Source organism: Pirellula sp. SH-Sr6A, assembly GCF_001610875.1.
Taxonomy (GTDB): Bacteria; Planctomycetota; Planctomycetia; order Pirellulales; family Pirellulaceae; genus JBKCUI01.
On sequence record NZ_CP011272.1, the window covers coordinates 291168 to 307705 of the forward strand.

Sequence of the window (16538 nt, forward strand, 5' to 3'; positions counted from 1 at the left end):
TCACTGGTACAGTTGGCTTAGTGGCAGGGAACCGGGGAAGTCTTCGGGCCATCGGGTCCAGATGGCCGTCTCGGATCGAACCTTTTCCAAGAACTCCTTCTCAAGCTTCTTGGTTTTCTCTTCCGCTAGCTTCTTGCGGATTTCTGACTGGACGTCGGAGAACGGAACGGTCATGGCATCGGTCCGCTCGATCACGCGAACAATGTGGTAGCCATCCGAATCTTCAATGACTTGGCTCAGCTTATCGAGCGGGATGGAAAAGATCGCTTCATCGATTGGCTTGCTCTTGAGAGACCCTTTGTTCGTCCAATCCATCTTACCACCTTGGCTCGCCGTCCAGCCGGTCGACATGGACTTGGCCACGCTCTCAAAAGGATTGCCAAAGAAGACTTGGTTTCCCATTTCGGAGATTGCGTCGAAGGCGGCTTGCTTGGTGGGATACTTGGAAAAGGTCGCAGTCAGAATCTCGAAACGAGCCCGCGCCTTTCGCTTGAACTCATCGATGTGCTCATCGTAGTAGTCTTGCATTTCGCTCAACTCGATGACCGGTTTGCTCGCGACATTGCTTCGCACGCACTGCGATGCGAGCATGTTCTCCGTCCATTCGTGCTGCAAGGACTGAACAGTGCGATTGGATTTTTCCAGGAGTAGATGAAACTCCTCTTCCGTCTCGCACTTCTGACGCTTCATCATGTCGGGCAACGCTTCCTTGTAAAACATCTCGGCGATTTTTCGATTCACTTGTGTCGAAGCGGCTTCGCGTTCCTTGAGCGATTTGCCCGTCACTTGCTCATCGATGAAACGCTGCGCGAGCGCCTTGCGAATGACGATCTGTGCTAACATCTTTCGCAACTGTGGCTCGAAAGCAGGGTTCTCGAGAATTTCCGGGCTGGCTTTCTTTGGGTCGATAATATGCCCAATCAAAACAGGTTCTCGGCCAACCCAAGCGACAAGATCACCGGCTGCGAACTCCTTCAAGTCGAGTCGTGGCTCGGTACGAGCTTGGCCGACCGAATCGTCGATGTACTCTGAGAAGTCCATGTTGGTGGGAGAACTATTCGTCAGCTCCACATTGCGCGATGCAATGAAAACGGGCTGCTCGAGGGTGCGGCCTTCTGTAGGGAGGCCAGCAACGGGGAGGTTCGCCGCGGGTGGTTGCCCCGTCGAAGGAGCTTGAGCCATCGCGAGTGGTTGTCGCATCGCGATGGTCATCAGGAGAGCTAGAGGGAGCCAACCAAGGAACGATGCGAAGGAGCGAAGCTGGAAACGTTGTTGCTGGTTTCGCATGTCTTGCCTATCCGTGGCTTGGCGATGGTGTAGGAACCGAGGACTGTTGCCCTGCGGCTGATGTGCTGACGGCCGACTGGGGACCGGGGCGATTGCCCTACGGCTGATGACTTCTTCCAGTGTGCCTTTTAATGGATACTGGGTTAGAGCTGCAAGATGGATTGGAGCAATGCGAGCAAATCGGTCCTTTGAATGAGCTTTTCGATCGGTTCGGGAGGTTCGATTTTCGCTGGCTGCGTGGGCTCGACCGGTGTACGTCTCCAAATAGGCTCCGCGGCCGTCCCCCGTTGAGGCTGGGGTTTATCAGGGCGCAACGGCCAATAGCAGCTGGTCTGGTCCACGATTCGCAGCCGACCGTTGTGTTTTTTTGCCAGCTGTTCGGCACGATTGCGGTCGGTGTAGTGGAAGACTAGGAACTCGTCTTCGATTCCGACGTACTGGATAGACCAAATCGTTGCATCCATGCGGAGCTGGGAAACGGCGAGCAACCGTTCCACGGGAGGTGGAAGTTTTCCAAAACGATCCTCCAATTCCTGCTTGATCTCCTCGATCGATTGAATGCTCTGGATCCGGCTCAACCGACGGTAAATGTCGATCTTGTGCCGCATCTCCGGAACATATTCCGATGGCAAATAGGCTTCAATGGGGATGTTCAATTCGACGGTGATCTCCAGCTTCTGCGGCTGTTTGGTCAGTTCACGAACGGCGTTCTCCAACAACTGGCAATACAGCTCGTATCCGACGGCGGCGATGTGTCCGCTTTGCTGGGTGCCGAGCAAGTTGCCGGCACCGCGAATTTCCAAATCGCGCATCGCGATCCCAAATCCGGCACCGAGTTGAGAGAACTCTTCGATCGCATGGAGTCGTCGTGCAGAGTCGGGGCTAAGATGTTTGCGTTTGTCCACCAGGAGGTAGCAGTAGGCCTGATGCTTGTAGCGTCCCACCCGCCCTCGTAATTGATGGAGCTCGGAAAGGCCGTAACGGTCTGCTTCGTCGATGAACATGGTATTGGCATTCGGGATGTCCAACCCGCTTTCGATGATGGTCGTGGCCAAAAGAATGTCAGCGCGATGTTCGATGAAGTCCACCATGACCTGCTCGAGTGCCCCTTCCTCCATTTGACCGTGCCCGACCAAGATCCGAGCTTCCGGAACGATCCTCTGCAATCGCGACAAGAGTACGGGCATATCTTCGATGCGATTGTGAACGAAGTAGACTTGTCCGTCCCGATTAAGTTCCCGCAGGATCGCATTGCGAATCAAATGTTCATCGAAGCGGGCCACTCGCGTCTCGACCGCCATTCGCTCCTCGGGGGCCGTTTCCAAATTCGAAATGTCTCGCACTCCGACCAACGACATGTGCAGTGTCCGGGGGATCGGGGTCGCAGACATACTGAGCACGTCGACGTTTTGATTGGACCGTTTGAGCCGCTCTTTTAATTCGACGCCAAACTTCTGCTCTTCATCGATGATGAGCAGCCCCAGGTTATAGAACTGAACATCCATGGAGGCGACGCGATGGGTTCCCACGACGATATCGACTTGTCCACGCGCGAGACGTTTCAACGTTTCCCGTTGCTGGCTCGCCGAAATAAATCGATTGAGCTTGGCAATTTCGAAGGGAAACTCTGCCATCCTAGCCTTGAACGTCTTGTAATGCTGTTCTGCCAAGACCGTGGTGGGAACCAAAACGGCGACTTGGTAGCCGCTCTCCACAGCCTTGAAGGCGGCTCGCATCGCCACTTCTGTTTTTCCAAAGCCAACATCGCCGCACAGCAAGCGCTCCATGGGACGGGTCGACATCATATCGGCCTTTGTCGCTGCGATGGCGGTGAGCTGATCTGCGGTCTCTTCGTAGGGAAACGACGTATCGAATTGCGTTTGCCAAACTGAATCAGGCTTGAAGGCGATTCCGCTGATGCTGCGCCGCTGGGCTTGCAACTCCAGCAATTCTGCGGCCATGTCGACCACGGACTCTTCGGCCGCTTTCTTTTGGCGCACCCAGGCTTGACCGCCGATCTTCGCTAGCTTGGGACGCGTTTTCGTTCCCCCAACGTAGCGTTGGATCAGATCGATTTTCGTGGTTGGAACATAGAGTTTCGTCCCGCCGTCGAACTCGATGGTCAAGTGCTCGAACTTCTGTCCGTGCTTTTCAATCATCTCCATGCCGAGATAGATACCGATGCCGTGGGACAAATGAACTACCAAGTCACCCGGCTTCAGATCGAGGAAGCTATCGATCGCGCGCGAAGCATGGCGTTTCGAGGACCGTCGCAAGGTGGAACGACGCAGCATCTGATTGAGGGTCAGTACGAACGCCCCTTGCGGTGGAAGTTCAAACCCTGCGCTCAAGAGTCCCAACTCGAGAAGTACACGTCCCTCCTGATAAGCTCGACATTCCTGCATGAGATCATGCATGCGCGAGAGCTCCCCTTCATTGATGCAGACCACCAATGCGGTGCGATTCTTACCCAAGGCCTGATCGACTTGCTTGGCGAGGCCTTCCATCTCGCCGCCGATGCGTTGCACGTCACCAATGGGTATCTGCAGCAGTTCTCCCGTATACCCCTCGATGGCCAACTGGGTGATTTGCGCGACGGCATGCTGCTGCAGCGTTTTCAGGATCTCGGTCGGCTTTCGAAACCGCTCTGGGAACGGGATGCGAGCCAAGTACGCTTCGGAATGGTGCAGGGCGGCGATCGGCTCGTGCACGAGGACCATCGTTTCCTTGGGAAGGAACTCCAGAAACGAGGCCTCATCCTTGATCGCCTCGTCCGCCGCAATCAAATCGACTTGATCGAGCCGAGTCGACGATCGTTGGGTCATCGGATCGAAGGAGCGGATCGACTCGATCTCATCATCGAACCACTCGATGCGCCGAGGTTCGCTGCAATCGGGCGGAAAGACGTCGAGAATTCCCCCTCGGGCCGTGAACTCGCCCGCCATTTGCACGCTGGTGGTCGTTCGATAACCGTTGTCGGCGAGCCAGTCCTTCAGTTTGGCCAAGTCGACCCGTTGGCCGACGCGAAGCCTTCGTCGGTCATTCTCCAATTGCGATGGGCTGGGAACATCGTGCATCATCGCTTGGATCGTCGTGACGATCACGGGTGCATCGAGTTGCTTCGAATTCTTCGTATACGACTGGAGATGCGACAGGACATGGAGTCGCTGGATGACTTCTGCTTGTTGCAGCGCGTCTTCGGCGATCTCATCCGAGGCGGGAGGAAAGACTTCGCAGTTGTGCTCGAGAAAGAAATCGAGATCGCGAGCGACGATCTCGACGTCTTGATGTTGGGATAGGACGACCAAGATGGGACGCTGGAACTTTCGCCACGTCGCCGCGGTGATCGGTGCGACCGCCCCGAGCCATGCCCCTTCCCAGCAAATGGGATCGTTTCGACTCCACCGACGTATGCTGTTCTCGAATCCCTTGAGGTCGAGAATGCCATCGAGCAATTCCGTCGCTTTGGCGCGGAGCTGAATGGCTTTGGCATCGTGGTCCAATTTTTCGGACTGTTTGATTTGAGCGGCCCGTTCCGCTCGCTTCCTTTCGGCATCGAAGGAGTCTACCGAACCGGCAGAAGGGCGTGAACTCGCAGACGACCTGCTGGGAGCTTTCTTCCTGACACCTTTACCATCACCAGAATTCGATGGCTTGTTGGACGATGCCTCGGACGATGCGTGTTTCTCGAGCGTTAGTTCGATGCTTTCGATCGCATTCGGATCGTCGTGAAAGTCATCGGGGGCCGATGGATCGGTCCCTCGTTTGAGAAAGTCCGCTAGGGTGCGCGACTTGGGTCGCTTCGCCTTCATGACTTCGAAGGCTCACGCGTGTTATGCAGAACGAAAGCCCACATGTCGGCAGCTGCTTCGATTAATTTGCTGACCGGAGTTCCAGCGCCATGCCCAGCACTGGTCTCGATTCGGATCAGGGCCGGCTTCGTTCCGCTTTGACAGGCTTGCAGACGTGCCGCAAATTTAAAGCTATGTCCCGGTACGACTCGATCGTCGTGATCCGCCGTGGTAACCATTGTCGCAGGATAACGAGTGCCAGGCCTCAAGTTGTGAAGGGGAGAATAGGATCGCAGCGTCGAAAACTGTTTGGGATCCTCACTGCTCCCAAACTCATTGACCCAAGCCCATCCAATGGTGAACTTCTGAAACCGGAGCATATCCATAACCCCAACCGCAGGAAGAGCGACGGCGAAAAGATCGGGACGCTGCGTCATGACCGCGCCAATTAGCAAGCCCCCATTGCTCCGTCCGTGCACAGCGAGTCGCTCCTTGTTCGTGTAGCGATTCTCGATGAGATACTCTGCCGCAGCGATAAAATCGTCGAAGCAATTCTGCTTCTTGTCGAGCATCGCCGATTCATGCCACTCCCGACCATACTCTCCACCCCCGCGAATGTTCGCCACGGCATATAGGCCCCCTTGCTCCATCCAAGCAACATTGGCCGGAGAAAACGTGGGCGTGATCGAAATATTGAAGCCCCCGTACGCATAGAGGAAGGCACGTCCCTTCCCGTTTTGAACGAACCCTTTCTTGTACGACAGAATGAGTGGAATGCGCGTCCCATCTTTGCTGGTATAGAAGGTTCTCTCGGTTACGAAGTCATTGGGATCGAATGCAATCTTCGGTGCACGCCATGGTTTAACCGTGCCGTCGGACAAATCGACTTGATAGGTTGCTGGCGGGGTGATGGTGTTGGTGAACGAGAAGAAGGTTTGTTTCGATGTCCGTTTCCCTTCGAATCCGGTGACGGTCCCAAGTCCGGGGATGGGCAAATCCTCAAGGCGTGTCCCATCGACTCGATACCGCCGCACTACGCTGGTGGCGTCTTGGAGGAGAATGACAAAAAATTGATCTTGGAGAAGACTCGCCCCTTCGATCGACTCGGCGGATTCGGGAACGATGGTCTTCCAATTCGATTCCTCACTTTGCTTCCGGTCTATCGCGATAATCCGACGTTTGGGAGCATCGCGATCGGTTTCGAAATAGAACAGGTCGCCGTCGTTGCCGAGGAATTCGTATTCCGCAACGAATCCGCTCAGAAGCTCGCTAAAGTCCCTTTGGGAGGGGACGGCGTCAGCCTTGATCGGCGCATAGAAGATTTGATTTTTGCGCTCCGTACCGCGCCAAACCGAGACAATGAGAAAAGCGCCGTCGTCCGACACCTTCGGTCGGAAGCCCCATTCCTTTTCATCACGGCGTTCGTAGACGAGGAGATCGTCCGATTGCGGCGTTCCGACTTTGTGGTAACAGAGTTTCTGAAAGTAGTTGGCTCCCGTGAATTCCGATTCGGACTTGGGCTGGTCGTAACGGCTGTAGAAAAAACCGGTGTTGTCCTTCGTCCAAGCGACCGTGCTGAACTTGATCCATTCCATCGAATCGGTCAGGTCACTTCCCGTTTCTATATTACGGACCTTCCACGTATTCCAATCGCTTCCGGCTTTCGCAAGCCCATATGCCAGCCATTTTCCATCGCTGCTCACTTCATAACCGGCGAGTGAAGTCGTGCCGTCGGAGCTGAGTGTATTGGGATCGAGCAACACCTCTCTCCGGGCATCAAGCTCGGCGGCTTTGTAGAGAATGTTTTGATTCTGCAATCCGTTGTTGTGCGAATAGACCCAAGTCGTTCCGTGCACGGAGGGAAAGCCATATCGCTCGTAATTCCAGAGCTCGCCCAACCGCTGGACCAGCGACTCACGTTCCGGAATTCCTTTTAAATACCCGAACGTAAGCTCATTCTGTTTTTTCACCCAGTCCTTGGTGTCAGAGCTATCGACATCTTCAAGCCATCGGAAGGGGTCTTCTATTTTTTGGCCATGATAATCGTCGACCTGATCGACCGCGTGGGACGAGGGGTAGACCAAGTTGGGAGATGCGTCGTCCGGTTCCGCAACTGGACTTGCCTGCCCAAGAACCGGGCTGGAACCAGCCCCCCAACACAGAGTGATCAAGACAAAAACCGCGCAGCGGGTGAACGATTGGTGCATCAAGTTGTTAAATCCTAGTAGCGATTAGTCCGCTTCTTCTGAGCTGAAATCGCCGGTGAATCCGAGTCCGGTGATATCGCTGATACGGCCGGCTAGTAAACCGTACTGGTTGAACACGAACAACACGGTGAAGGGCATGAACAGTCCAATGGCGATCTCGCCGACGATTCCATCCCGTAGAGCCCAAGCGTTCAGAACAAACAAGAACCCGTATGCGAGCATCGTTTGCAGATACATGGCCCCCCAAGCATCTGGCTTGGCTTTGAACGACTCGAACACATTCTTAGAAAATGGCTCGGTGATCGCATTGTTATCCGCCATGCTCAGTAGAAAGAACGGGAATAAGAGCCAGGTCGAAATCAATCCAAAGAGTGCCGTCGTGATATGACTCCCGGCAATCGAGGCCAACCCACTCCCGACCATTCCACCTGGGATGGAGGCGATCGCCAGGGAGGCTAGCACCATGATCACCTCTCCCGCCATTTCACCCGTTCGAGTGAATGGCCAATCTTGAATGCGGTGGTATTGGTTCGCCACCGTCGAGAGGACGCACATGCCGAGCGCCAACAAGGAACCAAAGACGGGCACACAAGGTACGAGGAAGATCACTGCCTGCAGGATAACGCCGAGCCGCTCCGTCGCTTGGAAGAGCTCAGGTGCTGCCGTCACCATGGGGAACCAGATGGCGCAAAACAGTCCGAAGAAGATCATGATAAAGACGAGCAGGGGATCTCGGCAAAACCAGAACAGGAGCGAGATCCAGCGTTGGGAATCGAAGGATGCGGTGAGTCCCTCCAATTCTTTCTGTTCTGCGTCGACTTCCGCGCGCGCCTTTTCCAACATCTCGTCGGTCCTGGCTTTGGAAGAGCTCGCTTCTCGAACGGAATTCCCCTCGGATCGCACGAACTTCACGTCGGCGATTTCATGGTCCAAGACAACCGTGCGCTGTTTCTTGGGGATCTTGGGCTCGGGGACGATGAACTCTGAAAAGCAATCGGGACATCGAACGGATTTGCCGATCCGAGACTTCGGTGCCATCATGCGGGTACCGCATACCTTGCACCCAAAGCTGAACTCTTCTTCGCGAGCCGATTCGGACCCGATGTCCAGGGCGCTGCTAGAGAGAACGATATCGTCGAGCACTCCTGCCAAAGCTGGGGCGCTGTTAGGAAGGTCCAGGCCAATCGGCAAACCTTTCGGTTGGGTCGGCTCGATCGGGGACAACTGGAAGTCGTCATCGAATTCGTCTAGGGTCGGTTTCGTCTTACTGGCAGCGGGCGTGGAAGCCGCGTTCGCAGAGGTCTTGGGGACGCTGCGACCGGGAGGGGTCGGGACACCATTCGGGTTGTCTTGGAGTGCAGACTCGACCAACGGTGCCAGCTCCGGTAAGTCGTCGTCGAAAAGACTGGGGCGGCTTGCAGTGTCCGCGACGGAACCCTGCGCTCGCGTCGCCGATTGGGGAGCTCCCTCTTTCTCGGAAGATTCAGATGGCGATGCGGGAGGCTCGCGATGGTTGCTGGGTGGAGAGGATTGGAGATTGAGCCAGTCATCCTCGTCGGAAGCCTTGGGTGGGGCGCCGGGAACGACGATCGTGTTCTTACATTGCGGGCAAGCCAGTCGCTGACCAGCGAGCTTCGAAGGGGCTCGAAGCTTTTTTTGGCATTGCGGGCAAAGGAAACTCAGTGGTGATGGATTCCCCGTAGACAATTGTAACGGATCTCCGTTGAGACAAGGGCTATTCGTCCGTGACGCAGCCTTCGCTGGCGCTCTTCACGTTCTTAATGTACTTGTACAGTGTACCACGAGTTGCCTTCAAAGGTGGCGCCTTCCACTCGGCCTTTCGCTTCGCCATTTCTTCATCGGATACGGCAACTTGGAGCAAATTCTTCTCGGCGTCGATGGTGACGATATCGCCGTCGCGAACCAGTGCAAAAGGTCCGCCGACTTGTGCTTCCGGCGTGACGTGTCCAACGATGAACCCGTGCGATCCACCCGAGAATCGCCCGTCGGTCAGGAGCGCGACATCGGACCCCAATCCAGCTCCCATGATGGCCGAGGTGGGGGTGAGCATTTCCGGCATCCCGGGGCCTCCCTTGGGACCTTCGTAGCGAATGAGGATGACATCACCCTTTTGAATCTTCTTTTGTTCCAGGGCTTCGAGCATCAGCTCTTCGCTGTCGAAGCATCGAGCGGGGCCTTCGAACAAAAGTCCTTCTTTACCAGTGATCTTCGCAACGGCGCCTTCGGGCGCGAGATTGCCGAATAGAATCTGGATATGCCCGGTCGCTTTGATCGGGTTGGTCAATGGTTGGACAATTTTCTGTCCCGGTTTGAGCTCGGGAAGGGGGGCGATGTTCTCGGCCAGCGTCTTTCCCGTGACGGTCATGCAATTGCCGTCGAGAAAACCCTCCTTGAGAAGGAACTTCATCACCGCAGGGGTGCCGCCGATGGAGTGCAAGTCTTCTTGGACGAATTTGCCAGAAGGCTTGAGGTCGGCCAACAAAGGAACGCGATCGCTGACGTTCTGAAAATCCTTCAATGTCAAATCGATATCCACACTGCGAGCCATCGCGATCAAGTGAAGGACTGCATTGGTGCTGCCCCCCAACGCCATCACGACAACCATGGCGTTTTCAAAGGCGGCGCGAGTCATGATGTCGCGAGGTTTCAAGTCGATTTCCATGAGAAGCTTGATAGCCTTGGCCGCTCGCGCACACTCGTCGATCTTGGCGGGATCTTCGGCAGGAATGGAAGCCGAATAGGGGAGCGCCATACCGAGCGCTTCGATGGCCGATGCCATGGTATTGGCGGTATACATCCCACCGCAAGCTCCCGCACCGGGGCACGAGTTGCGAACGATGCTGGCACGCGTCTCTTCATCGATTTGACCTGCCAAATATTGACCGTAGCACTGGAATGCCGAAACGATATCGAGCGAGGTCCCATTCCACTTGCCAGCACGAATCGTCCCCCCATAGATCATGAGCGACGGGCGATTCAATCGGCCCATGGCCATCAGACAGCCCGGCATGTTCTTGTCGCAACCAGGAATGGCGATCAAGGCATCGTACCACTGAGCACCCATGATGGTCTCGATCGAGTCGGCGATCAGATCGCGAGACTGCAGGGAGTAAGACATTCCCTCGGTCCCCATGCTGATTCCATCGCTCACCCCGACGGTGTTGAATCGCATTCCGACCAACCCTTCCGCCACCACCGCGTTCTTGGCTTTGAGGCCCAAGTCCAGGAGGTGCATGTTGCAGGTATTCCCCTCGTACCAAACGCTCCCGATCCCAACTTGCCCTTTGTTCATATCCTCCGGTGTCATCCCGGTGCCATACAACATGGCTTGCGACGCCCCTTGGCTCTTGGGCTGCGTGATGCGGGACGAATATTTGTTCAAGTTAGATGCGGTCATTGCGTTCAGAGAGGGCTGGAGGGTTTGAAGCGTACTATCGCAACGATTGTAGTTTCCGCGCCAGGGATTGGTAACCACAAATGAAGTAGCGAGTAGCGAGGGGCGGGAGGCGAGGGGCGGGAGGGGTGGCAGCCCTAGTGTCGAGCAGTCGTCCTCGACTGTTTCCCCCGTCTCCACACTACCGGCGAATCGACCGGCCCGTTTAACGTTGACTCGCTGGAGCACTCCCCTTTGAATACCGTTCGGAGAACAGTTCGAACATAGAACGCCGTTTGGAAAACGGCTACTACACAGGCCGACCGGGAAATGCTGCCTAGCCCCGGCAGCTACTTCCTTCTCGCAAAAACAGTCGAGGACGACTGTTCGACACTGCCTTCCCTTCCTGCCTCGCGCCTCTCTTCTTTCTCGCTACGCCGTCTAGGCCTGGTCGATGGGCCGGTAGGGTGCGAGCGGGGGAAGCCGTCGAGACGACGGCTCTACATTTGCTCTCGCTCCCGCCTCTCTTCTTTCTCGCCACTCGCTACTCGCTACTCGCTACTCGCTACTCGCTATTCCCCCCGGTCCTCTGCTCCCCTCGCCCCGTTTCGGGGAGAGGGGCTGGGGGTGAGGGGTTGGGTACCTTCACAAACTCTTCAACCGCTCGAATCACTTCGCGACCTTCCCCAATCACCGCATAACCAGGTATACGAAGGACTCTAACCCCTCGCGCATGCAGGAATCGATCGCGATGCTGATCATGAGCTAACCCATCCTCGGTGAAATGACTTGCGCCATCGATCTCAATAATGAGCTTCTGCTCCACGCAACCGAAATCCACGGTGTAAGGTGGAATGGGATATTCACGACGGAACTTCAATCCCTGAATCTGGCGATTGCGAATCCATTGCCAAACATTTGTCGTAAATTCGTTGGATGTTCGACGCTAGCTTTGTGCAAATTCGATTGCTTCATTGGACCTCGACCGGCTGCGTTTCATGGGACTGAGTCTCTCTTCGATTCCATTGAATCCGATAGCACTTCAAGACCTTGAATCACGTTGGAAACTTTCTCATACTCTCTCAGCACTCAACCCCTCACCCCCCCGCCCCTCTCCCCGAAGCGGGGCGAGGGGGGCCGAGAACGGAGAAAATGAGCAGCGAGTAGCGAGCCGCGAGGGACGGGAATCAAGGATCCATTCGTTTCACAATCAAATCGGCGTAATGCTCGATGCCTCGCTCGGTGAATCGAAGGTAAAGATCGGGCTCAATCATTTCGATCTCCATGAGCAAGTACGGGATTGGGCTATCGGGATCGGGATTGCGGACCCAATCCAATCGCGCGTAAAGCGTATGGGGCTGGAATTGCTCCAGCAACACGCGAGACGAAGCGACGAGCCATGGGTCTGGCTCCCAGCGCTTGTAGATGCCACCATGCTGGACTTGAACTCGAAAATCCCCGGACTTCGGACGCTTGAGGATCGAGTGGTAATATTCCCCTCCCAGGAATACGAGGGAGTGCTCCCCATCGTCGCAGATCGTGGGCAAAAAAGGTTGAACGATCACGTCTTCTTTCGTGAACGTGGCTTCGATGGCTGGGAGTTGCTGCTCAAGCTCCTTGTGATGGATTGCCAATGTTCGGAAGCTTCCCGCGCTCACCACCGGCTTGAGGATCAAACGATCGGCACGGAATCGGCGAACGAGTCCATTCCAATCCACACCCGACAAATTCTCGGCGGCAAGGATCTCGGTTGGAATCACCCAATCTTGAAAACGCCCGAGTTGGGTCAAGTAACGCTTGTGGATGTTCGCTTGAATGATCGATTCCGGGTGAAGCAACCTGCCGCACCGCTTGGAGATCTCTGCGATCCGATCGAGAAAAAAATCCGGCGTCAGGTAGTAGTCCCAAGGAGAGCGAATCAGCACACATTGAAACTCCTCCCACTCGACCTCTTTGTCTTTCCAGTCGACCGCTTCGATCGACCAGCCGCGTTGCTCCAGGGCATTTGCCAGCAGCGGATCGTCTTGACCGGCATAGAGGCCATGCTGTTTGGTCAAGAACGCGCATCGGATGGAAGTCATGGGTCGGTTGGAAATTGCAGCAAGGGGAATAATCAGACCAGCGTCGTCACTGCATGAGCTATACCGGCAGGTCGCCCGCTTTGCAAGCCGCTCTCGGACCACCCGCTGCGTCACGGCCATCGTCGCGGCCACCTTTTCCAGCACGACGAGTCTTAAACCTTCCCGCATCCTGGTCTTCTTGGACTTTGTATTTATCCTAACGTGTTACCCATGTCCTGCCCCTGGAGCGCCACCCATGTCCTGAACCTATAGCGGAAGCGACGAACGCACGGGTCACGGACTAGGCGGGGCGGCAAGGCCCGAAAAATTGGCACAATCGTCAAAGTCGTCTCAAGTTACGCGGCTTGCCTGCTCGATACGAGATGTATGGCGCCAGCGGAATCCCGTCCCAATCCTCTCCTCGAGAGGCTGAAACAGAGCTTTGTGCGGCTTGCAACCGCCTGGGGTGGGGTCGTGATCGGTGCCATTTCCACGCTCGGCGATATCTCGCTCTTCGCTTGGCAGATGTTGGGCTGGATGTTCTCGGCCAAGCCTAAAAAAGAAACGCTGCTACCCAATTTCTATGCGGTAGGCGTTTTGAGCCTCCCCGTCGTCGCCTTGACCGGAACCTTTATTGGCATGGTTCTGGCCATTCATAGCTATGAGCAGTTTCGCAACATGGGAATGGAGAGCCGGCTTGGGGCGGTCATCAACATGTCCCTGGTTCGGGAGCTCGGCCCGGTCCTTGCCGCGACCATGCTCGCGGGACGAGTGGGTAGTGCGATGGCGGCCGTGATCGGGACAATGCGAGTCACCGAACAAATCGATGCACTGATCAGCATGGGAGCTAATCCGATTCACTATCTGGTGGTTCCCCGCTTTCTGGCCTGCGTCCTCTTGATTCCAGCCCTGACCATCATGGCCGATTTCATGGGGATTGTGGGCGGCTATTTTCATAGCGTGATCGTCTTGGGCATCGATCACGCGCAGTACTTACAAAACAGCCGTGAGTTTGTCGACGGATACGATCTTTTCTCGGGGATCTTCAAGAGCGTGATCTTCGGAGCGATCATTGCCGTGGTGAGCTGCTACCATGGGTTCCATTGCTTGCCTGGTGCTGACGGGGTCGGGCGTGCAGCTACAACTGCGTTTGTGCAAAGTTTTGTGATGATTCTGGCATTGGATATCATTATGAATTTGATGCTCAATGCGATTGACTTCGCCCTTTGGCCAGGAAGATCGAAGCTGTTTTAATGGACGAGAGTTTGCTCACAAACCTAGCGACTGCCACACGAGGGTCTCAGCCATTGGTTGAGACCCGCGAACTGTTTTTGCAGTTCGGGAAGCAGATCGTGTTGAACAACATTTCGCTTTCGATCCCTCGAGGCCAAACGGTTGCGATTATTGGGGAAAGCGGCTGCGGGAAGACGATGTTGCTCAAGTCCCTGGTGGGACTCATTCGGCCTACGCGCGGCACGATCGAGTTTGATGGCCAGGACATTCAGTCACTGGATGAACATGCGATGACCGCGCTTCGCAAGCGATTTGGATTCGTATTTCAAAATGCCGCGTTGTTCGACAGTATGACCATCGAACAAAACGTCGCCTTTCCCATCCGACAACATGGAATGCCGCATGGAAAATCGGAACGCCAGCTGATCCAGCAACGTCTCAATGAAGTCGGATTGCCGAACAACGTTTTGTCCAAGAAACCTTCGCAGCTCTCGGGTGGAATGCGAAAGCGAGTCGGCTTGGCCCGGGCGTTAATCCTCGAGCCAGACCTACTCCTTTACGATGAACCCACCACGGGCTTGGATCCGATCATGAGCGATGTCATCAACGAACTGATGATGCGCACCCGAAAGCGATACGAAGTCACCAGCATCGTCGTAACCCATGACATGCACTCCGCGAGAAAAGTTGCGGATCGAATCATCATGCTCTATCCGTATTCACGCTTGAAACCTGGTGAGAGTCAGATACTGTTCGACGGTCCACCCTCGGAACTGGACTTCACTCGCGATAGACGTGTGAAGCAATTTGTTACGGGAGAAGCTGGCGAACGATTGATGGAGATGTTGGGGCAGCAAGGCCGAGGGGATTTGGATTCCCTCAATCCTCTTGCCGCTCCCCGATAACGCCCGAACCACGAGAGCGATCGAAATCATGGAAGAAAACAACTATCGATTTAGCGTTGGAGTCCTCGTCTTGGCTGCCGCGATCATCGGCATCATGCTGGTGGCCTATTTCGGCGCCGTACCCGCGTTTTGGGTGGAGCGGTATCGTGTCACGATCAACTTCCCGAGAGCTCCGAAGGTGAAGGTGGATACGCCTGTTCGCAAATCAGGTGTTCTCATCGGGCGGGTCTCGAATGTCTACCTCCGCCCCGGCTTCGAAGGTGTCGATGTGACGTTGGAACTGGAAAAGAAATTTCCGATTCAACGACTTGAGATGCCTATGATCGTCTCGGAATCGCTCATCACCGGGGATGCGGCGATCGAGTTTGTATCACCTACCCAAGATTCGCTTCTGAAACGATTCGATGGAAGTGTCGGGACGCCCAAAGACGGAATCTTGGACGAGATGGAACGCTTGGAGTCGCAGGGGACTGTGCCCGATCTGTACTACTCGTACGGCGGTGAAGTGGCCAAGGATCCGCAGGAGGCGCTGGCTGCAGTCGGCCCGGCCTTCGAGCGCTTTGAAGAAATCGCAGCCACGATTCAAGAAGCTTTGGGGACCGGAACTGGTCCGATTCGAAATTTGGCGGACTCCGCCCAATCCACTTTGGACAACATCAATTCGACCGTCGGAACTATCAATCGAGTAGCGACGCAAATCGAAGAAGCCAAAATCGCCGATGCCGTCGCGCGCGGCTTGAACCTCCTGCCCGATGTGTTCAAGGAAGCACAATCCACGCTGGCGCAAACCCAGCGGACCCTAAAAGGCTTTGAGACCTTCAGCGGGAGCCTCGAAGGCCTAGGGAAAGAGTTTGAAGGAATCGGCGCCAACGTCCGTGAAGCAGTCAACAATGCGAATGTGGCGATCGCCAACATCGCGGAGATTACGGAGCCCATCAAAGAAAACAGCGACGTGATCGTTTCCCAAGCTACGAATCTGCTGGGCAATTTGGACATGCTCTCACGCGACCTTCGCGTCTTCGCGAACAAACTCAACAACAGCAATGGCACCATCGCACAATTGGTCGAGAATCCACAACTGTATCACCAAGCCACGGCGACATTGCGAAATATCCAAGCAGCATCGGAGAACGTGCAAGCGATCACGGCGAGATTGCAACCCATTGTCGACGACGTTCGAGTCTTTACCGATAAAGTAGCTCGCGACCCTGGCCAAATCGGTGTCCGCGGCGCCCTCAGCGGACGAACCCTCGGTACCGGTCTTAAGTAACCCCCCACTCCGTCGATCTGTTGTCCTCAACAGATCTGCATCGCCTAACGCATCGCGCAAACCAAGAAACCTTTCCCACGGTCCCCCGCGTCGATCTGTTGTCCTCAACAGATCTGCATCGCCTAACGCATCGCGCCGGTTAAGAACCTTTCCCACGAGCGATTGGCTGGAGGGCCTGGGGGGAGAGGTGGTTTGGTCGATAGAGTGGTGGATTTTAGCGCTAGAACGGTCGAGGACGACCGTTCGACATTGTCGATCTGTTGTCCTCAACAGATCTGGATCGCCTAACGCATCGCGCAAACCAAGAAACCTCTCCCAAGGTAATATCCCGCCGATTCTGCCATCAGACGACGCTTGAGTGAAACGACACCCGCGAGAGCGTTACGAATCG

9 protein-coding genes and 1 pseudogene are annotated in these 16538 nt (G+C 55.5%); 3 read left to right on the top strand and 7 right to left on the bottom strand.

Annotation, left to right across the window (positions count from 1 at the left end):
* The 7 genes and pseudogenes from VN12_RS00900 to VN12_RS00930 all read right to left on the bottom strand — a co-directional run bounded on the left by VN12_RS00900 (position 1) and on the right by VN12_RS00930 (position 12928).
* Entirely contained in the window at positions 1-1287 is a 1287-nt protein-coding gene (locus VN12_RS00900) for a peptidylprolyl isomerase (protein ID WP_146675062.1), read from the bottom strand.
* Between the two features lie 143 nt (positions 1288-1430).
* The gene (gene mfd, locus VN12_RS00905) at positions 1431-5099 is read right to left on the bottom strand and encodes a transcription-repair coupling factor (RefSeq protein WP_146675063.1); all 3669 of its coding nucleotides are present in this window, start codon (positions 5097-5099) and stop codon (positions 1431-1433) included.
* Positions 5096-7285, bottom strand: a complete 2190-nt coding sequence (locus VN12_RS00910) for a prolyl oligopeptidase family serine peptidase (protein ID WP_146679742.1) — start codon at positions 7283-7285, stop codon at positions 5096-5098. The genes mfd and VN12_RS00910 overlap by 4 nt, the downstream gene beginning before the upstream one ends.
* Positions 7286-7309: 24 nt before the next feature.
* Entirely contained in the window at positions 7310-8992 is a 1683-nt protein-coding gene (locus VN12_RS00915; RefSeq protein ID WP_146675064.1) for a hypothetical protein, read from the bottom strand.
* A gap of 28 nt (positions 8993-9020) precedes the next feature.
* A complete protein-coding gene (gene ilvD, locus VN12_RS00920; protein ID WP_146675065.1) occupies positions 9021-10703 on the bottom strand; it encodes a dihydroxy-acid dehydratase in 1683 nt (560 codons plus the stop codon).
* A 541-nt stretch (positions 10704-11244) separates the two neighbouring features.
* Positions 11245-11613 (bottom strand): annotated as a pseudogene (locus tag VN12_RS00925) (endonuclease domain-containing protein); the annotation flags it as partial.
* Positions 11614-11866: 253 nt separating this feature from the next.
* The gene (locus VN12_RS00930; RefSeq protein ID WP_146675067.1) at positions 11867-12928 is read right to left on the bottom strand and encodes a RimK family alpha-L-glutamate ligase; all 1062 of its coding nucleotides are present in this window, start codon (positions 12926-12928) and stop codon (positions 11867-11869) included.
* A 198-nt stretch (positions 12929-13126) separates the two neighbouring features.
* On the opposite strand from VN12_RS00930, the gene VN12_RS00935 reads away from it, so the two are divergent.
* Genes VN12_RS00935 through VN12_RS00945 form a run of 3 tightly spaced genes read left to right on the top strand, consistent with a single transcriptional unit; the run spans position 13127 to position 16147 of the window.
* The gene (locus VN12_RS00935; RefSeq protein WP_146675068.1) at positions 13127-13993 is read left to right on the top strand and encodes an MlaE family ABC transporter permease; all 867 of its coding nucleotides are present in this window, start codon (positions 13127-13129) and stop codon (positions 13991-13993) included.
* Complete coding sequence (locus VN12_RS00940) at positions 13993-14877, top strand: ABC transporter ATP-binding protein (protein WP_146675069.1); 885 nt, start codon at positions 13993-13995, stop codon at positions 14875-14877. The genes VN12_RS00935 and VN12_RS00940 overlap by 1 nt, the downstream gene beginning before the upstream one ends.
* A gap of 28 nt (positions 14878-14905) precedes the next feature.
* Positions 14906-16147 carry an MlaD family protein gene (locus VN12_RS00945; protein WP_146675070.1) on the top strand — a complete coding sequence of 414 codons (1242 nt, stop codon included), beginning with the start codon at positions 14906-14908 and terminating at the stop codon, positions 16145-16147.
* Positions 16148-16538 lie beyond the last annotated feature (391 nt).

Excerpts from the sequence above, each read along its gene's own strand:
- VN12_RS00900 (WP_146675062.1), bottom strand. The coding sequence starts at position 1,287 with ATGCGAAACCAGCAACAACGTTTCCAGCTTCGCTCCTTCGCATCGTTC.
- mfd (WP_146675063.1), bottom strand. The coding sequence starts at position 5,099 with ATGAAGGCGAAGCGACCCAAGTCGCGCACCCTAGCGGACTTTCTCAAA.
- VN12_RS00910 (WP_146679742.1), bottom strand. The coding sequence starts at position 7,285 with ATGCACCAATCGTTCACCCGCTGCGCGGTTTTTGTCTTGATCACTCTG.
- ilvD (WP_146675065.1), bottom strand. The coding sequence starts at position 10,703 with ATGACCGCATCTAACTTGAACAAATATTCGTCCCGCATCACGCAGCCC.
- VN12_RS00930 (WP_146675067.1), bottom strand. The coding sequence starts at position 12,928 with ATGCGGGAAGGTTTAAGACTCGTCGTGCTGGAAAAGGTGGCCGCGACG.
- VN12_RS00935 (WP_146675068.1), top strand. The coding sequence starts at position 13,127 with ATGGCGCCAGCGGAATCCCGTCCCAATCCTCTCCTCGAGAGGCTGAAA.
- VN12_RS00940 (WP_146675069.1), top strand. The coding sequence starts at position 13,993 with ATGGACGAGAGTTTGCTCACAAACCTAGCGACTGCCACACGAGGGTCT.
- VN12_RS00945 (WP_146675070.1), top strand. The coding sequence starts at position 14,906 with ATGGAAGAAAACAACTATCGATTTAGCGTTGGAGTCCTCGTCTTGGCT.